The 15,432-nt window shown below is 43.1% G+C and carries 18 protein-coding genes and 1 tRNA gene; 6 read left to right on the top strand and 13 right to left on the bottom strand.

The window, feature by feature from the left end:
* The first annotated feature begins 41 nt into the window (after positions 1 to 41).
* Entirely contained in the window at positions 42 to 536 is a 495-nt protein-coding gene (locus V7L01_RS20975) for a GNAT family N-acetyltransferase (RefSeq protein WP_335038026.1), read from the top strand.
* Here the strand turns inward: V7L01_RS20975 and V7L01_RS20970 are convergent.
* The 7 genes from V7L01_RS20970 to V7L01_RS20940 all read right to left on the bottom strand — a co-directional run bounded on the left by V7L01_RS20970 (position 499) and on the right by V7L01_RS20940 (position 5,997).
* Complete coding sequence (locus V7L01_RS20970) at positions 499 to 1,419, bottom strand: sensor histidine kinase (protein ID WP_335038024.1); 921 nt, start codon at positions 1,417 to 1,419, stop codon at positions 499 to 501. The two genes, V7L01_RS20975 and V7L01_RS20970, sit on opposite strands and share 38 nt — an antisense overlap.
* Before the next feature lie 98 nt (positions 1,420 to 1,517).
* Positions 1,518 to 2,126: an L-threonylcarbamoyladenylate synthase gene (locus V7L01_RS20965; RefSeq protein WP_335038023.1), complete on the bottom strand. Its 609-nt coding sequence runs from the start codon at positions 2,124 to 2,126 to the stop codon at positions 1,518 to 1,520.
* Positions 2,127 to 2,272: 146 nt separating this feature from the next.
* Positions 2,273 to 2,464 carry an acyl carrier protein gene (locus V7L01_RS20960; RefSeq protein ID WP_442937004.1) on the bottom strand — a complete coding sequence of 64 codons (192 nt, stop codon included), beginning with the start codon at positions 2,462 to 2,464 and terminating at the stop codon, positions 2,273 to 2,275.
* Between the two features lie 144 nt (positions 2,465 to 2,608).
* A complete protein-coding gene (gene prmC / locus V7L01_RS20955) occupies positions 2,609 to 3,499 on the bottom strand; it encodes a peptide chain release factor N(5)-glutamine methyltransferase (protein ID WP_335038021.1) in 891 nt (296 codons plus the stop codon).
* A 25-nt stretch (positions 3,500 to 3,524) separates the two neighbouring features.
* Positions 3,525 to 4,331, bottom strand: coding sequence for a Tic22 family protein (locus tag V7L01_RS20950; RefSeq protein WP_335038019.1), 807 nt, complete (start codon positions 4,329 to 4,331; stop codon positions 3,525 to 3,527).
* Positions 4,332 to 5,068: 737 nt separating this feature from the next.
* Positions 5,069 to 5,142, bottom strand: a tRNA-Pro gene (locus V7L01_RS20945).
* A gap of 303 nt (positions 5,143 to 5,445) precedes the next feature.
* Positions 5,446 to 5,997: a GNAT family N-acetyltransferase gene (locus V7L01_RS20940; RefSeq protein ID WP_335038017.1), complete on the bottom strand. Its 552-nt coding sequence runs from the start codon at positions 5,995 to 5,997 to the stop codon at positions 5,446 to 5,448.
* A 469-nt stretch (positions 5,998 to 6,466) separates the two neighbouring features.
* Between V7L01_RS20940 and V7L01_RS20935 the strand changes: the two genes are divergently transcribed.
* Positions 6,467 to 7,186 carry a hypothetical protein gene (locus tag V7L01_RS20935; protein WP_086763971.1) on the top strand — a complete coding sequence of 240 codons (720 nt, stop codon included), beginning with the start codon at positions 6,467 to 6,469 and terminating at the stop codon, positions 7,184 to 7,186.
* Positions 7,187 to 7,293: 107 nt separating this feature from the next.
* A complete protein-coding gene (locus tag V7L01_RS20930; RefSeq protein ID WP_335038015.1) occupies positions 7,294 to 8,205 on the top strand; it encodes an alpha/beta fold hydrolase in 912 nt (303 codons plus the stop codon).
* Between the two features lie 107 nt (positions 8,206 to 8,312).
* Here V7L01_RS20930 and tsaD read toward each other — a convergent pair whose 3' ends face one another.
* Positions 8,313 to 9,356: a tRNA (adenosine(37)-N6)-threonylcarbamoyltransferase complex transferase subunit TsaD gene (tsaD, locus tag V7L01_RS20925; RefSeq protein WP_335038013.1), complete on the bottom strand. Its 1,044-nt coding sequence runs from the start codon at positions 9,354 to 9,356 to the stop codon at positions 8,313 to 8,315.
* A 272-nt stretch (positions 9,357 to 9,628) separates the two neighbouring features.
* On the opposite strand from tsaD, the gene V7L01_RS20920 reads away from it, so the two are divergent.
* The 3 genes from V7L01_RS20920 (at position 9,629) to V7L01_RS20910 (ending at position 11,107) form a co-directional block, all read left to right on the top strand.
* The gene (locus tag V7L01_RS20920; RefSeq protein WP_335038011.1) at positions 9,629 to 10,123 is read left to right on the top strand and encodes a Photosystem I reaction center subunit III; all 495 of its coding nucleotides are present in this window, start codon (positions 9,629 to 9,631) and stop codon (positions 10,121 to 10,123) included.
* Positions 10,124 to 10,157: 34 nt separating this feature from the next.
* Complete coding sequence (gene psaJ / locus V7L01_RS20915; protein ID WP_335038009.1) at positions 10,158 to 10,307, top strand: photosystem I reaction center subunit IX; 150 nt, start codon at positions 10,158 to 10,160, stop codon at positions 10,305 to 10,307.
* Between the two features lie 278 nt (positions 10,308 to 10,585).
* Positions 10,586 to 11,107, top strand: a complete 522-nt coding sequence (locus V7L01_RS20910; RefSeq protein WP_335038007.1) for a photosystem I reaction center protein subunit XI — start codon at positions 10,586 to 10,588, stop codon at positions 11,105 to 11,107.
* A 64-nt stretch (positions 11,108 to 11,171) separates the two neighbouring features.
* Here V7L01_RS20910 and gmk read toward each other — a convergent pair whose 3' ends face one another.
* From gmk to tyrS, 5 genes are all read right to left on the bottom strand, one after another.
* On the bottom strand, positions 11,172 to 11,771 hold the full coding sequence (gmk, locus tag V7L01_RS20905; RefSeq protein WP_335038445.1) for a guanylate kinase: 600 nt from the start codon (positions 11,769 to 11,771) through the stop codon (positions 11,172 to 11,174).
* A 182-nt stretch (positions 11,772 to 11,953) separates the two neighbouring features.
* On the bottom strand, positions 11,954 to 12,220 hold the full coding sequence (gene remA, locus V7L01_RS20900) for an extracellular matrix/biofilm regulator RemA (RefSeq protein ID WP_012410221.1): 267 nt from the start codon (positions 12,218 to 12,220) through the stop codon (positions 11,954 to 11,956).
* Positions 12,221 to 12,637: 417 nt separating this feature from the next.
* Positions 12,638 to 13,339 (bottom strand): hypothetical protein, encoded by a 702-nt coding sequence (locus tag V7L01_RS20895; protein WP_335038005.1) that lies wholly within the window; start codon positions 13,337 to 13,339, stop codon positions 12,638 to 12,640.
* Positions 13,336 to 14,067, bottom strand: coding sequence for an orotidine-5'-phosphate decarboxylase (pyrF, locus tag V7L01_RS20890; protein WP_335038003.1), 732 nt, complete (start codon positions 14,065 to 14,067; stop codon positions 13,336 to 13,338). The genes V7L01_RS20895 and pyrF overlap by 4 nt, the downstream gene beginning before the upstream one ends.
* 21 nt (positions 14,068 to 14,088) lie before the next feature.
* Positions 14,089 to 15,279 (bottom strand): tyrosine--tRNA ligase, encoded by a 1,191-nt coding sequence (gene tyrS / locus V7L01_RS20885; RefSeq protein ID WP_335038443.1) that lies wholly within the window; start codon positions 15,277 to 15,279, stop codon positions 14,089 to 14,091.
* Between the last annotated feature and the right edge of the window lie 153 nt (positions 15,280 to 15,432).

The following is a 15,432-nucleotide window of genomic DNA, read 5'->3' as shown; positions in this document are numbered from 1 at the left end:
GACTTAACTATACAAAAATACTGCCAAAAGTGAATGCCAACATGAACGAGTCTCATATTCAATTTTGCGAATACCCCCGCTACGTCAAAGGCAATCGCCAGTCTGAAATTGACCTTTACCAACTCCAAGAACTGTTAAATGTTGCAGCTTTCTGGGCAAAAGGTCGCAGTATTGAGGATTTAGGTATAGCCATTGCCAACAGTGAGCCAGTGATTTCCGTCTGCGATCGCAATCGACTCATTGGCTTTGCTAGAGCAACATCTGATGGCATCTATCGCGCCACAATTTGGGATGTTGTGATTCATCCAGAGTATCAAAATAGTGGGTTGGGAAGCAAATTAGTAGAAACTGTTTTGAGTCATCCCCGCATGAGGCGGGTTGAGCGCGTTTACCTGATGACTACTCACCAACAGGGTTTCTACGAAAAGATTGGTTTTCAACCCAACACCACCACTACGATGGTGCTACACAACCTAGCTAACCGGGCTTTCGTTTCTGCTACAGAAGTTCAGCTTCAGGAATCACTAGGGGGATAGAGATTTGTAATCTAGTAAGCTGTTGAGGTGTTTCCTTCGCAATCGTCAAGGGCAGAATTTCTAATTTTCCTCCCATAACTTCCACCAGAGTTTGATTGATTAATAGCCTCATTCCTGGAGAAAGAGCAGCGTTTTCTTGGTTAATCTCGGTCAACCGATCTTCAGGATTAATCAAATCAATCGGCTCGCTCCAAGGTATGGCATGGGTTGGTAGATCCAGCCAAATGTTTACAAAATTATTTGTAGGTTGGGTGCTGCTGGAAATACAGATACTGCCTTCCTCCATTTGAGTTATGGCAGTGTCGATTAAACTTATCAATATTTGACGGAGCCAGAGGTAATCTGCCCAAACATAAACTTCTGGATCGGGAGGTAACAATTGCAAGGGAAAATTGCGATTGGCCGCGAGCATATAAGTTAAGTGATGAACCTCTTCCAAAATTTGGGCTAACGGTCTGGGCTGAATATCTAATTTATTGGTACCATGTTCAGTTCTCGCAACGTTGAGAATTTCATCCATCAGCTTGAGCAGCTTCAGGGTTCGCTCGTGAGCTTGGGCAATAAATTCTCGTTCTTCAGCTGGATCTTCACACAAATCTGACAAAATTAACTGATGCAAGCCAATCAAACCATTCAGGGGCGATCGCAATTCATGGCTAGTCCGCGCCAAAAAACCAGCTTTAAACTGGCTCATTTCCCTTGCCATTTGGTATGCCAGCTGCGTTTGCTTTAGCTGTTGCGATATTGGTGGCATATCCTGTTGAGCTAATGGCGCTACTGGAGATGAGCTAGATGAAACATTTGACGTTCGCACAAATAACTGACGGAAAACCATACCTAGTGCTATTCCTGCTCCTAGATATATCCAGTTGCTCCAATTCATAATCTGGCAATTATTAACTTGTTAATTGACCGCAACAGTGGAAACTAAAGTTTCAGATTTCACTGTTGTTTAAATCAGGAAAACAACATTATACCTACCTATATCTGGTTATCACTGAAAATATCTAACTCGATCGCACCTTGGCGCAATATTTGCCAATTTATCCCTGTCCATTTAGCAACCGTGGAAGGTACACCTAATCCTGGTATTTCACCCTGATATTCTGTTGTTGCTAAAGTCAAAACCTGGGGAAACTGAGTTTCAATTTCTGCCACCGTTTGCAAAGGTGGTTGACCAGAAAAATTAGCGCTAGTGGTAGCAAGCGGGCCTGTTTGCGCCAAAATAGTTTGAGCGATCGCACTGTTTGGTACTCGGATACCAATTGTTGTCGGATCGATGGGGTTCATAACTTTTGGCAGGTGTTGACTCGCTGGCAAAACTAACGTCAGCCCTCCTGGCCAATATTTATCTGCTAGTTCTTGCCAAACTTTATACTCATTTTCACTACCTTCAACATACAGCCACAAATCTTCAGCCCTAGCAGCCATCAAAATCAAAGGTTTGTCTTGACTGCGTTGCTTCGCCGCAAAAATTAATCCTGCTTTTTCTGGTATCGCGGCAAGTGCAGGAACAGTATCCGTAGGAAAGCTTACCAACAGGCCAGCGCGTGCGCCAGCTATTAGGTCTGGGAGAGAAACTTGGGTCATCTTACTAAGTAAGTCAGCGAGAACAATTCAATCAACTTCTTGCATAAGTTAGGGAAAAAGGGAAAGGGTTTTGAATCCTTTCCCCTATTTTTGCATAAATATAATTATGTAAGATGTCTAATATTTATCAACCAATAGCACAGTATTCAATTACTCACATAAATGTTGTGAGAGATGCTTAAATCTAGCTCTTTTTCGAGCAAATTTCCTAAATCTCCTGTTAAAACTACCGCTACCGATGAATCTAAACCATAACGTGCAAAAGTAGTTTCTATATTTATGTGCTCCGGTTCAATTTCTAGCAAATCTGCTAAATAAGAAATAAAAGAATGGTTGATTTCTTATTTAGCAGATACTTTCAAAACTTCAGTTTGTTGAGAAAGCGCTGATTGATTCGGGTTTGGGTATGGGAGAAGGAGTGGAAATAAGTTATCTTGCAATTGATGATATTCCAGTGATATTGGAATAGAGCAAGGGAAATCCTAACTTCTATAAGCTAGGGCAAAGCGTTCAATTCCAGCTAAGTCCGCGTGAATTTGAATATTGCAATAATTACCTTGATTTTGCAAAAGTTCTTGCACTGTATCGGCCTGTCCTGCCATCATCTCAATTAGCCACACGCCACCAGGTTGCAAATAACTAGGGGAAATTTCTACCAAATGGCGAATGCAATCTAAGCCATCAGCACCACCATCCAAAGCTAGATGTGGTTCATGGTTAACTACTTCTGGTTGCAAAGTAGGTAAGGTGCTGGTGGGTATGTAAGGGGGGTTCGACACCATACCACTGAACTGACCTTTTAAGAATGCCAGTGGCTCCCACCAGAAACCTTGATAAAATTGAATTCGGTCAGCAAAACCCAAATTATCGGCGTTGGCTTGGGCGATCGCTAGGGCTTCTAAACTGTAATCAATTGCATGAATTGTAGCTTTTGGCAAGACATCTGCTAATCCCAGTGCGATCGCTCCACTCCCAGTGCCTAAATCAGCCCAGTGTCCTGAAGCATTACTAGCAGATGCTAAAGCTAAATCAATTAAGCATTCTGTCTCTGGTCTGGGAATCAAAACCGCGCTTGACACCGCAATTTGAAAGTTACGCCAAGGTGTAACTCCCGCAATATACTGCACTGGTAAGCGATCGTTTAATCGCCTCTGCCACAGTTGATCTAACTCTTCTAAAGGTAATTGCAGCTGAATTTGCGGCCAGTTTTTAAAAGACTCCAAACGCAGTGCCAAGCGGTCTAACCCAGCAACTTCGAGCAGTAGCCAATCTACCTCGCCTGGTGGGACATCAGTGGCGATCGCTGCTTCAAGAGCTGCATTTCGCCACTGCCAAAGTTGTAAACCAGAAACTATCAGATGTTTCTCTCCCATGTCTCAACCTTGGAGTCCATAACTATTATTTTTTCGGAGCGGGCGCAGCAGCCGGTGATTGATTTGGCGCAAGGGAGCGAATAAAATTGATGGACTCCCGCGATGGATACAAAACAATCTTATTTATACCAGGATCGTTGCTGCTATTGAGAGCTTCCATAACACCGTACAAATCCACCACTTGAATTTCAGTGTTGTTTGCTTCCTTTGGCACGGCTTTCTTGAATTGGTCTAATAGAGCAACTGCTTGCTCTTTCTCAAAAAAGAAAGGGATGTAGCGCTCGTTGCCTTTGGCAACGGGAATGGTTATATAGCTATTATCTTTCTTAAATTTGGGTACAAATAAGGGAATACCATTGAATTGCTCCGCTTTTTTACCATTTTGATTCAGCATACTTGTTGCTGAAGCTACCTGTGCTTGCGTCGGTACTAAAGTATAAATTACAGAATCTGATTTCTTTTTGCTTTCCTGGACTATTTTATAGTAGTCTGCCAAGGACAAAGGTCTCACCTGTAGCGTGCTTGCCAACTGGGGATTTTCTTTTTTGAGCCGATTGTCAAGGAATTTTTGAGCATCTTGCTTGCTAATAAAAAATCCCACTTGAGAGACAGGCTTGGATGCGTTATTCCTCGAAAGAACTACAAATTCGCCTTTGGGATTGGTGAGCGTGAATACAGGTACTTCTTGGAGCTTTTTCACTACCTGATCTTGTGGCAGAGCGATCGCCTCTAGATTGCCTATTCCTGGTAGATTGCCTATTCCGGAAAGCCCCGTTAAAAATACACTGCCAGCTATACCCAATGTTGCGCCTAAGCGAATAAATGATTTCATGACTGCTCCTCGCATCAATAGTCCAATTAAATTAAACAAATGGTTGGATTTGCACAGCACCAACTAGCTTTAGTTATATAGCAATCTATTTCAGTTGTGAAAAGATTCATTGTGCGCGTTGAGGTTAAGTGTTAATTGTGAGGCAGCCCGGTCTTGTTGTTCCAACAAAGAGGAGCCAGCGCGGTCATGGGGGTCTCCCCCAGGAGCGACTGGCGTTGGACTCCCGTTAGCGCAAGCGGTAGCGACGCAGGAGCGTCACCCGGAGGGTCAACGGCCAAAATCCAATATTCCACAACTAACTACTTAGGGTTGCTATAGTATCGTTTTCACAAATTGACTGTACTAAAGTTGTGTTTTTCCTGATTTCGCTTTGCTATTTACCGCGAAATGATGTAGATGCCTATTATATGTCTTTTCAAAGAGTGAAAAGTTTCTCCGTCCCTCGACCTTGGAGATAATAAATGCCATTTTATCGGCTTTCTCTAAATATCGGGTGACGCTATTACTTAATCAATCGTTCCATCTGGCTTGCTTGAATATCTTCTCAAATCTATACAAAGCTCAGTGTCAGGAATATCTTACTGCTTAAGCATGAAATTTGCCTGTTAGGCTTCAATAGCCAACCCAAGATTAGAACAGCTTAATCGGTCTTCTGCCTAAAAATGTACAATTTAATTGCACATCTTAGCAAGAAAATTTTAGTCAATTCAGCCTAAATGTTAACTATATTAATTAAATCGGGATGACAGGATTTGAACCTGCGGCATCCTGCTCCCAAAGCAGGCGCGCTACCAAGCTGCGCTACATCCCGTTAGATTTATCTACTTTTTTGGTTTAGTTTTAACTTCCCATCAAAGCGATCGCGCTTTCACAAAAGCATTAATTTGATTATATCAGATAACACGGCTCATGCCTAATATCTTTTTTCTTTTGCAAATACGAGCTACATTACATCCTTACACTGATCGAGTAAAGGTTTTTCTGCCGACTTAGTTTTACAAGAGATATACTTGCTCTTTCGTCGGCTAAACCTTGCCAAACCAAATCAAAATAATAGATTTGTACTACTATACCTGATTTTATTGTGCGAATCGGGTTTTATTTGGATTGAGCGCTAGTGAGGATACCAGAACATGCCTTTGATGCCTTCTGGATCGGCCATGAACCCCATAGTTCGGTAAAAATCTACAACATGGGGGTCGGCAAAGAGAGTGACATTACTAATTTCTTCACTCCTAAGTTTTTTGAGAACGTATTTCATCAGCGCTTTACCCAGTCCTTGACTTTGAAAGTCTGGGTGAACCACCACATCCCAAATAGTGGCATTAAACGCATGATCTGAGGTAGCACGGGCAAAACCAATGAGCCGCTTTTGGTTTCCTCTCACCTGCCACATTGAGGCGACGAGAAAACTATGCTCAATAGCTTTTTTGACTTTTCTTAGAGGACGACGAGACCAACCAACTGCATCACAGAGTTCTTCTAGCTCATATAGGTCAATGTCTCGTTCCGTGCTGAAGACGATTCGAGTCTCCTTTGAAGAAGCTTCGCTAATGCTACTGGGGCTGGAGTTGCCCGCAGTTCCCGCTATATGCTCTTCAAAAGGGTTTGTCCTAGTTGTCGCTACAGATTCAGGAGTACTAAACCAAGTTTTCCAAAAACCCATGCCAACGTGGTTCGGGTAGTATAACTAAATTGGTTTCCACTCGTAGGAGTGTTGATTCATGTTTAACATAGCTAGCCCCGTTTACTATCCCTTACACTCAAAGTTTTTCGGTTGCTTTCGGGATTTGTAATGGTAACAGCTAGTTAGAGCGTGTTTCACACCAATCATCTTCAACTTTAGCATTTTGTTGTAAAGGGTAGGGAAAATTCACCAAAAGGGAAGGATATAAGTAATTCATAATTCATAATTCAAAATGGAAAAACCTAATCCTGGCAATTGCTCGTATAGAGTATAAATGCACGTTAGGTTAAAAGTGTATTTATACAAGGGATTGGGCATGAGGCATGAGACATTGGATATTGAGAAAACTCTTATCTTGTCCCTCTTGTCCCCAATCCCCAGTCCTCAGTCCCCAACACCCAGCCCCTAGTCCCCAGGTGACCAAAGCAAGCGAGTCTTACCCTTAACAATGGCTTCTGGTTTAAAATCTTCAACACTGGAACTCCTAAAGCGCTTTAATCGAGCGTTTCCCCAGTTTTATGAGCAATTCGTCAGCAGTGAGATTCAACTGCAAAATTTACGGCTAGCCTACCGTCTCTATAAAACTAGACGCGCTGTTATTGAGCTGAAACCCGAAGGTAGCAAAAGTGCCTTGCATTTTGCTTACCGCAACCAATCTTTTCTTCTCAGCGATATTTTTGGTGTACTAGCAGCTTATGGGTTGACTATCCACGGTCTGAGTCTATACGGTCAGATCCGTCCGCCGATGTTAGTTTTTATCAAACTGTTGGTGTCTCGTGGTAGTAAAGCCTTGACCGATAAAACCGCAGAAAATGTCTGTCGCGCCATTCGCGAGGCTTTAGGAGGTCGGTTTGAGGTAGAAGAGATGCTGGCAGTAGAATTCAATCTTGATACTGGCTTAGAGCAGGTACAAACTGAGTTTTATGTCGATCCAGTCTTTCATCTCCCTGCCCTAGTGATTGAAGCCGATAATCAGCCAGGATTATTTTACAAAGTGATGTACGCCATCTGGCAGGAAGACCTGCTGGTAGTCAATGCCAATTTACTGGTTTGGCGCGGACGTACACGGCTAATTCTTTACTTGTTGGGGCCAAATGAAAGCCTTATTCCTGAATATCTTGGTCACAAAATTGCTGAAGGAGTGCGACAGAGATTGCTGGGTAAATGAGAAAAATGAGGAGTTTTGAGTTAAAAATTAACAATTACTCACTCTTAGCTCCTAAATCTTCCTATTCCGTATTTAGTCGCACCCGCCCTTAGGGGTACGATATAAATATGGCAACTATCGAAATCTTGGGCGTTCCACACGCATACGAGCTAACGGCTCCCACTTCCTGCCCCCATGCTTTAGTATTTATCCACGGTTGGCTCAATAGCCGTGGGTATTGGCAACCTGTGATTTCCCGCCTATCAGATGATTTGCAGTGCCTTTCCTATGATTTGCGGGGTTTTGGTGAATCCCAGTCTCAGGTAAAAACTGATTTTAGTCAGGCACAAACGTCTCTGAGTCTTACGCCCATCTCCAGTAGTGCGCTTGGCTCACCAATCGATTCTCTTTATACTCCTGCTGCCTATGCTCAGGATTTAGCAATTCTCCTGAAACAGCTGAATATTACCAGTGCTTGGTTAATTGGTCACTCCTTGGGAGGTACGATCGCTCTTTGGGGAGCAGATCGAATACCTGAGCGTGTTAAAGGAGTTATTTGTATCAACGCTGGTGGTGGTATTTACCTCAAAGAAGCCTTTGAGCAGTTTCGCTCTGCGGGTCAGAAATTTTTGCAAGTCCGCCCGCGTTGGCTGTCTCAAGTGCCTTTGATTGATTTGCTGTTTACTAGAGCCAGTGTGGCACATCCTTTGGAGCGCTATTGGGCACGTCAGCGGCTGATTGATTTCGTTGTGGCCGATCCGGAAGCAGCTCTTGGAACTTTGTTAGACTCCACAACTGAAGAAGAAATCAATCGTTTACCTGAGCTAGTATCCCAATTAAAGCAACCAGTTTATTTTTTGGCTGGTGCTGAAGATAAGGTTATGGAACCCAAGTATGTGCGCCATTTAGCTAGCTTTCACAGACTGTTCCAATACTGTGGTGACAATGTTTTGGAAATTCCTGATTGCGGACACCTGGCTATGTTAGAGCAGCCTAATGAAGTGGCCGATCGCATTCGGTCGATAGTCATTAGTCATTAGTCATTGGTCATTGGTCATTGGTCATTGGTCATTAGTCATTAGTCATTGGTCATTGGTCATTGGTCATTGGTCATTGGTCATTGGTCTTCTCTGTCTGCCTCTCACGATTAGGGGTGATACAACTTCATCACCTGGGTGAGCGCTAACCTTGACTCAACGGCCAGTGTGAGGGGGGATGTATGACCATGAGATAGATGATCGGCGGCGGCACAGCCGATCATGGCGGCGTTGTCGGTACAGAATTTCAGAGGGGGGAATAGAACGCGTAGGTTATGTTCAACGGCGGCGGCTTGGAGGTTTTTTCTCAAGCCGCTATTAGCTGCTACACCGCCACCAATGGCAATTGTGTCTAGACCATAGTCTAGGGCACAGGCGATCGCTCTTTTTGTTAGCGATCGTGCCACGGTTTCCTGAAAGCTAGCTGCTACATCTGCCACTGGCACTTGTCCTCCATCTTTCTCTAACTGCTGCACTAAACGCAATACAGCCGTTTTTAACCCACTAAAACTCGTATCATAACGATGAAATCCCCCGCCCGGTAAAGAAACTTTTCCTTCTGGTAGAGCAAAGGCTTGGGGATTTCCCTGTTGTGCCAACTTGTCAATTATTGGGCCACCCGGATAACCCAGCTTTAACAATCGCGCCACTTTATCAAAGGCTTCACCGGCAGCATCATCACGGGTTTGTCCTAGAGTTTCGTAGCTACCACAATCTTTGACATAAATCAAGCTTGTATGTCCGCCAGAAACTAATAAACTCAAGAAAGGGGGGTTTAAACTTGGTTCGCTTAAATAAGTTGCGTAAATGTGACCTTCAAGGTGATGAACTCCCAAAAATGGTTTGTTGTGTACCATCGCTAAAGTTTTGGCAGCAGTTAAGCCTACCAACAGCGCTCCTACAAGTCCAGGGGCACAAGTGGCGGCAATTGCGTCAATTTTCTCCCAGTCTAGTTGAGCTTGCTCTAAGGCTTGAGCGATCGCAACATTTATCGTTTCCAAGTGTTCACGAGACGCTACTTCTGGTACTACTCCGCCATACTGCTGATGGACTGGAATTTGCGAAGCTACAATACTACTGCAAACTTTACGATTGTTAACAATTGCGACTGCTGTTTCATCACAACTGGTTTCTATTGCTAAAACGGTTGCCATTGAGGGTGCTGAGTGCTGAGTTTTGATTAGTAGAGACAAAATCTTGCTTCTTTACTACCCTACAACAACAATTCTTATACTTAAGACTCGTTACTCACCACTTAGCATTCGATAACGACTTGGTTGAGAAGCTTTAACTTTTATTTACTTAAACTTTACTCGGTTCCCACCCAAGAGTATGATGACTTCCTAGTTATGCAAATAAACAACTGTACAAGCCGCTTCGTTTTGTACATAAAACTTTTTGTTTTGTAGTAAAAGGAAACAACTCTATGCGACGATTGTTTGCTTTGATTTTAGCGATTTGTCTTTGGTTCAATTTTGCCTCCCCAGCAAAAGCTTTAGGGGCTAATTTGACACCGTGCAAGGATAATCCCGCTTTTCAACAGCTAGCTGCTAATGCCCGTAATACCACCGCCGATCCCGAATCTGGGAGAAAACGGTTTGAGCGTTATTCTCAAGAACTGTGTGGCCCTGAGGGTTACCCCCACTTGATTGTTGATGGCCGTCTAGATCATGCTGGTGACTTTTTGATCCCCAGCATTCTGTTTCTATATATTGCTGGTTGGATTGGCTGGGTAGGTCGTGCCTATCTGCAAGCGGTCAAAAAGGAATCTGACACTGAACAAAAAGAAATCCAAATCGATCTTGGTTTGGCATTACCCATAATAGCGTCAGGCTTTACTTGGCCAGTAGCAGCACTCCAAGAGTTTCTGTCTGGAAAATTAACAGCCAAAGATACAGAAATCCCCATTTCCCCACGCTAAATCAGCTTAACTAATTGTTTTGGAGACTAAATTCATGGCAGACAATAACAACCAATCAGCCTATTTGGTTAAGTTTATTACTACAGCGCCAGTGGCAGCTACGATATGGCTGTTCATCACAGCAGGTATCTTGATTGAATTCAACCGGTTTTTCCCCGACCTACTTTTCCACCCACTGCCATAAGTGGAAAATTGGATTTAGGACAGTTGAATGAATGTCTTATTTTTTGCTTAATATTGTGTAGTTGATGTATTCAGCTTAATTTAGGCAGAATTATCACCAAAATAAGCAGCAAAAATAGTTTTTTGAAACTCGCGATCTGTAAACAGGATCGCGAGTTTCACTGTTTTTAAAGTAGCTAAATTAATTTTTCTAAACTTATTAAGCAAAAGCCATCTTTAGCTACAATTATTATTAATATAAAAATGCCACCATTTTAATTTAGAGGCAAAGATAAAACTATGGCGCAAGCAGTAGATGCATCAAAAAATCTCCCCAGCGATCCCAGAAATCGGGAAGTTGTTTTTCCCGCATTCCGCGATCCGCAGAAGGGTAATCTAGAAACCCCGATTAATTCTTCTCCCTTGACCAAGTGGTTCATTAATAACTTGCCAGCTTATCGTCCTGGTATAACTCCTGCCAGACGTGGTTTAGAAGTTGGCATGGCTCATGGTTACTGGATATTTGGCCCCTTTGCCAAATTGGGCCCACTGCGGGATACAGATAATGCAAACTTAGCTGGTTTACTGGCAGCCATTGGCTTGATTGTTGTTCTTACCGCAGGTCTATCCCTGTACGCGAATAGCAATCCGCCCAAAGCGCTTGCTAGTGTTACTGTACCCAACCCTCCAATAGATGCTTTTAATTCTAAAGAAAGCTGGAACAATTTTGCCAGTTCTTTCTTAATTGGTGGTATTGGTGGTGCAGTAGTTGCTTACTTTTTGAGTAGCAATCTAGGAGTAATTCAAGGTTTATTTGGTTAATTTAGAAATGAGAAGTTAGGAGTTAGGAGTTATGAGTTAAAATTCATAACTTCTAACTCCTAACTTATTTAAACAAAACCGTTTCAATGTCATTTAAAGCAGTTTCAAAATCGTCATTAACGATTTGAATATCAAATTCATCTGCGGCTTGAATTTCTTCTTGGGCGCGGAGTAGACGACGGGCGATCGCTTCTTCAGAATCTTGGGCGCGAGAGCGTATCCGTTTCTCCAATTCGTCAAAAGAAGGCGGTAAAATAAAAATGCTGAAGGCACTAGGGAAAGAAGCACGAATTTGTCTTGCTCCTTCTAGCTCAATTTCTAGCACCACCAACTTACCAAAATGAATTTGGTTAAGCACAGCTTCACGGGGAGTGCCGTAATAGTTACCAGCAAATTCTGCCCATTCCAAAAATTCACCTTCAGCAACTAATTGTTCAAACTTACTGCGGCTGATAAAGTAATAATTTTTGCCATCGATTTCTCCTGGACGGGGAGAACGAGTTGTCACGGATACGGAAAAATATAATTCCGGATGACGTTTTAGGAGCGATCGCATTAAAGTGCCTTTACCGACCCCGCTGGGGCCAGTTAAGACAATCAATCTGCCTAAATATAAGCGTTCTTCGGTAGTAGCAATACTCTGGATGGGTAAACCTGGCATCATCCCCTCAATCTGTGAATCAATCAATAGATATTATTCATTAGTCTTGTATTCCTGGCCAAGTCCACTAGTGACTAAAGAATTTGTAGCAAGGGTAACAGAGAACTTGTCTAATTCACATGGTACTGCCGATATGGTGCAAATAGAAATGAGATTGTGAAATGAGATTGTTAATCTACTCCTAATCAATTATCTACAGTTTGATGATCGCGGGAAATCACAAAGCGATTTGCTACCGTTTCCGGCTGAATCGCCGACAGAATTACGTGGCTGGAATCGGTGATAATTACAGCTCTAGTCCGCCGACCATAAGTTGCATCAATCAATTGACCCCTGTCCCGTGCATCGGTAATAATCCGCTTAATCGGGGCAGACTCTGGACTGACAATAGCAACTACTCGATTGGCAGACACGATGTTACCAAAACCGATATTGATTAACTGAATCTCCATAAAAAACTGACGCCAAATGCGGTTTGAGAAGCTTGAAGTAAACTTATTTACATGTTATCGCCAAAAAACGGGAGTCACAACGATTAAATTCAAGCCAGCCTTCGTTTTTAAATAATGCCTGCTTTTTTTTCGCTGTTTATTAGCTATTTTTCCTCAAAATCCCCCCATAGATATAGGCGCAATTCCACTGTTACAAGCTAGCTGGTTGATGTACATTTATTTTGTTGGAAATAAGTAACTTATTTAGAAATTGATAGAGAGCAAAATCGATTGGAATTGCCTCGCTCTAACCGCACAATGTCGGTGCAGCTCAATTGTTATTCTTGGGTCATAGTGAAAATCTGAGTTTGGCGTTGACACTGGGGATGGTGAAAATCCTGTGACTTCTGGACTACTTCCTATTCATCATTCGATCGCTTAGTTTGGCGATCGCATCCGTCGTACACTTCCAGCTTGACAATCGCGTAACCAAGTTTTAACTCCTTGGGCAACAGTGCCGTTACTACTATCGCGTGGCGGAGATAGTGGCTGCTCTGTTGAATGGGAACCAGTTTGAGAAAACATCATCACTAAACGCCAACCAATTTTAGTTTTAGTCAACAATAGCCAGTGGAATTCCTGCAATTCTACCGCTTTCTTTCCTATGTACTGTCGCTCTAAGGTAGTAAAGAAAACTTGCTCAACTCCTAATGCAGAGCTTTTAGAGGCATCTGCACTATATTCTTCAAGGTTAAGGGGTAGAGGAGTAAACTCAGGTCTTCCTGCCACTAGCATATAACTGTAAACATCACTGCTTCTTCTGAGGCGACGGGCGCGTTGACTAGCGCGATTAGTATAACTAGGTAAATCTTGCAGTAGCTGTATAGTAAATGTTTCTAAATTTTGCTCAGAACACAAAGACTTTACCCCGTCATTAACATTTTCTTTTTCTGCTAGCGCAGAGGGTTTAGGGGTGAGGTTTGTCGAGAACGCTGGGTAAGCAAGGCTATTTGATACTAAAATCCAGAAGCCACAAGCTAAAAGCCAACTATAATTTTTCTTATTGAGCGAAGAGGTAAGAATTTTCTCCCCTAGACGCTGTACCCTATACCCCAGTTTCTCACTAACTTTTAGCTTCATGCCACCGTGGTTAACTCCTCAGAAATCCTCTTCCAGGCTAACTCCGGCTCAGTAGCAGTAGTAATGGGACGCCCAATCACGAGATAATCTGCGCCAGCAATAATTGCTTGTGCTGGGGTGAGCGATCGCTTTTGATCGCCTTTATCAGCCCAAGTTGGTCTAACCCCCGGACAAACTAGCAAAAAGTCATCTCCACAAGTTTGCCGTAGTTGTGCCACCTCTTGGGGCGAACAAACTGCCCCATCCAATCCCGCCTCTTGAGCCAGTAGTGCCATTTCTAGCGCGTATTCTGGTAATTCTAGGGGAATCTTTAAATCAAACGCCAGTTGTCTAGCAGAAATACTCGTTAATAAAGTAATGGCAATTAACTTAGGCGGTTTTACACCTGCTTGGGTTGCCCCTTCTTGTGCCGCTTCTGTTGCACCTTTCAGAGCCTCTTTACCACATGCAGCATGGATTGTCAATAAATCTACCCCGTAACGAGCCGCACTCCGACTTGCACCAGCGACTGTGTTCGGGATATCGTGAAACTTTAAATCTAGGAAAATGCGCTTTTCCTTGGACTTTAGCACTTCTAGAATTTTCGGGCCAGTGCTGGTGAACAACTCTAAACCTACCTTCCACCAAACCACTTGCGGGAGTTGATCTATAAGAGCGATCGCACTTTGTTCATCTGGCACATCCAATGCCACAATAACTTGTTGTTCTGCCTGTCCACCATTCCCCATTCCCTACTCCCCATTCCCCATTTAAGACACTAAGCGCACAAACTTATTTTTCCCAACTTGTAAAACCTTACCTTGTAACTGGGCGGGTTCAGCAAAAGTAGTATCAACATCAGTAATGCGATCGCCATCTAAGCGCACCCCACCTTCTTGAATTTTCCGCTTTCCTTCCCCCGTACTTTTGCACAAGCCAGTGACATTGAGAATATACGCTAACTTAGTAGGAAACTGCTGCACGCCAGCTAGAGAGAATTCTGGAACTGCACCTTCCTTACCGCCGCTTTGGGCTGCTTCTTTAGCCTCTTGGGCTGCTTGTTCGCCGTTATATTGTTTGACAACTTCCCATGCTAAGAGTGTCTGGCGATCGCGAGGATTTTCTGGCAGTTTATCCAAAGGTAAATCCGTCAACAATTCAAAATACTGTTCCAGTAGATTGTCGGGAACTCCTTGCAACTTTTGATACTTTTGTCCTGGGTGTTCTGACAATCCGATATAATTACCTAAAGACTTAGACATTTTTTGCACGCCATCGGTGCCAATCAAAATAGGCAGCAACATTCCAAATTGGGGCTTTTGCCCAAAATGGCGCTGCAAATCTCTGCCTACAGCAATGTTAAATTTCTGATCGGTGCCACCTAATTCCACATCTGCCTCAACTGCAACCGAATCAAAGCCTTGCATTAACGGGTACAGGAACTCATGGATAAAAATCGGATTCTCTTTTTTATAGCGATCGGCAAATCCTTCCTTCGCTAACATTTGCCCCACCGTCATCGTGGAGAGTAACTCCAAAATTTTCTCTAAGTTTAGCCCAGAGAGCCATTCGGAGTTATAGCGCACCTCTAACCTTCCTGGTGTGTCAAAATCCAAGATAGGACGTACTTGGTCAAGATAAGTCTGAGCATTTTGCGCTACATCTGCTTCTGTAAGCTGACGACGCACCTCAGATTTTCCAGTTGGATCGCCAATACGCGCTGTAAAATCGCCAATAATTAAAACTGCTGTATGACCTGCATCTTGAAACGCTCGCAGTTTTCGTACTGGTATGCTATGACCTAGATGAATATCAGTACCAGTAGGGTCAATCCCTAATTTAACCCTCAAAGGTTGGTTTGTAGTTAGTAAGAGCCTTTCTAGACTTTCGCTGTTAACATCAGCTGATTGTGGGAAAACTTCTACTACACCACGACGCAACCAAGCAAAATCTTGCGTCATACTAAGAGACTGATTATTAGCTATGTTTTGCACACTAGAAGTTAAGTTGGTTATAAACACTTGCAATTTATCCACTTTCTCATCTGCCAAACTACTATAATTGCAAAAAACTAACCGCCTTGCTTCACCCAATCAATTACAGTTAAATTTACA

This window comes from Nostoc sp., from assembly GCF_036917095.1.
Lineage (GTDB): Bacteria > Cyanobacteriota > Cyanobacteriia > Cyanobacteriales > Nostocaceae > Nostoc.
This window is presented reverse-complemented; position numbering and strand designations above follow the sequence as displayed.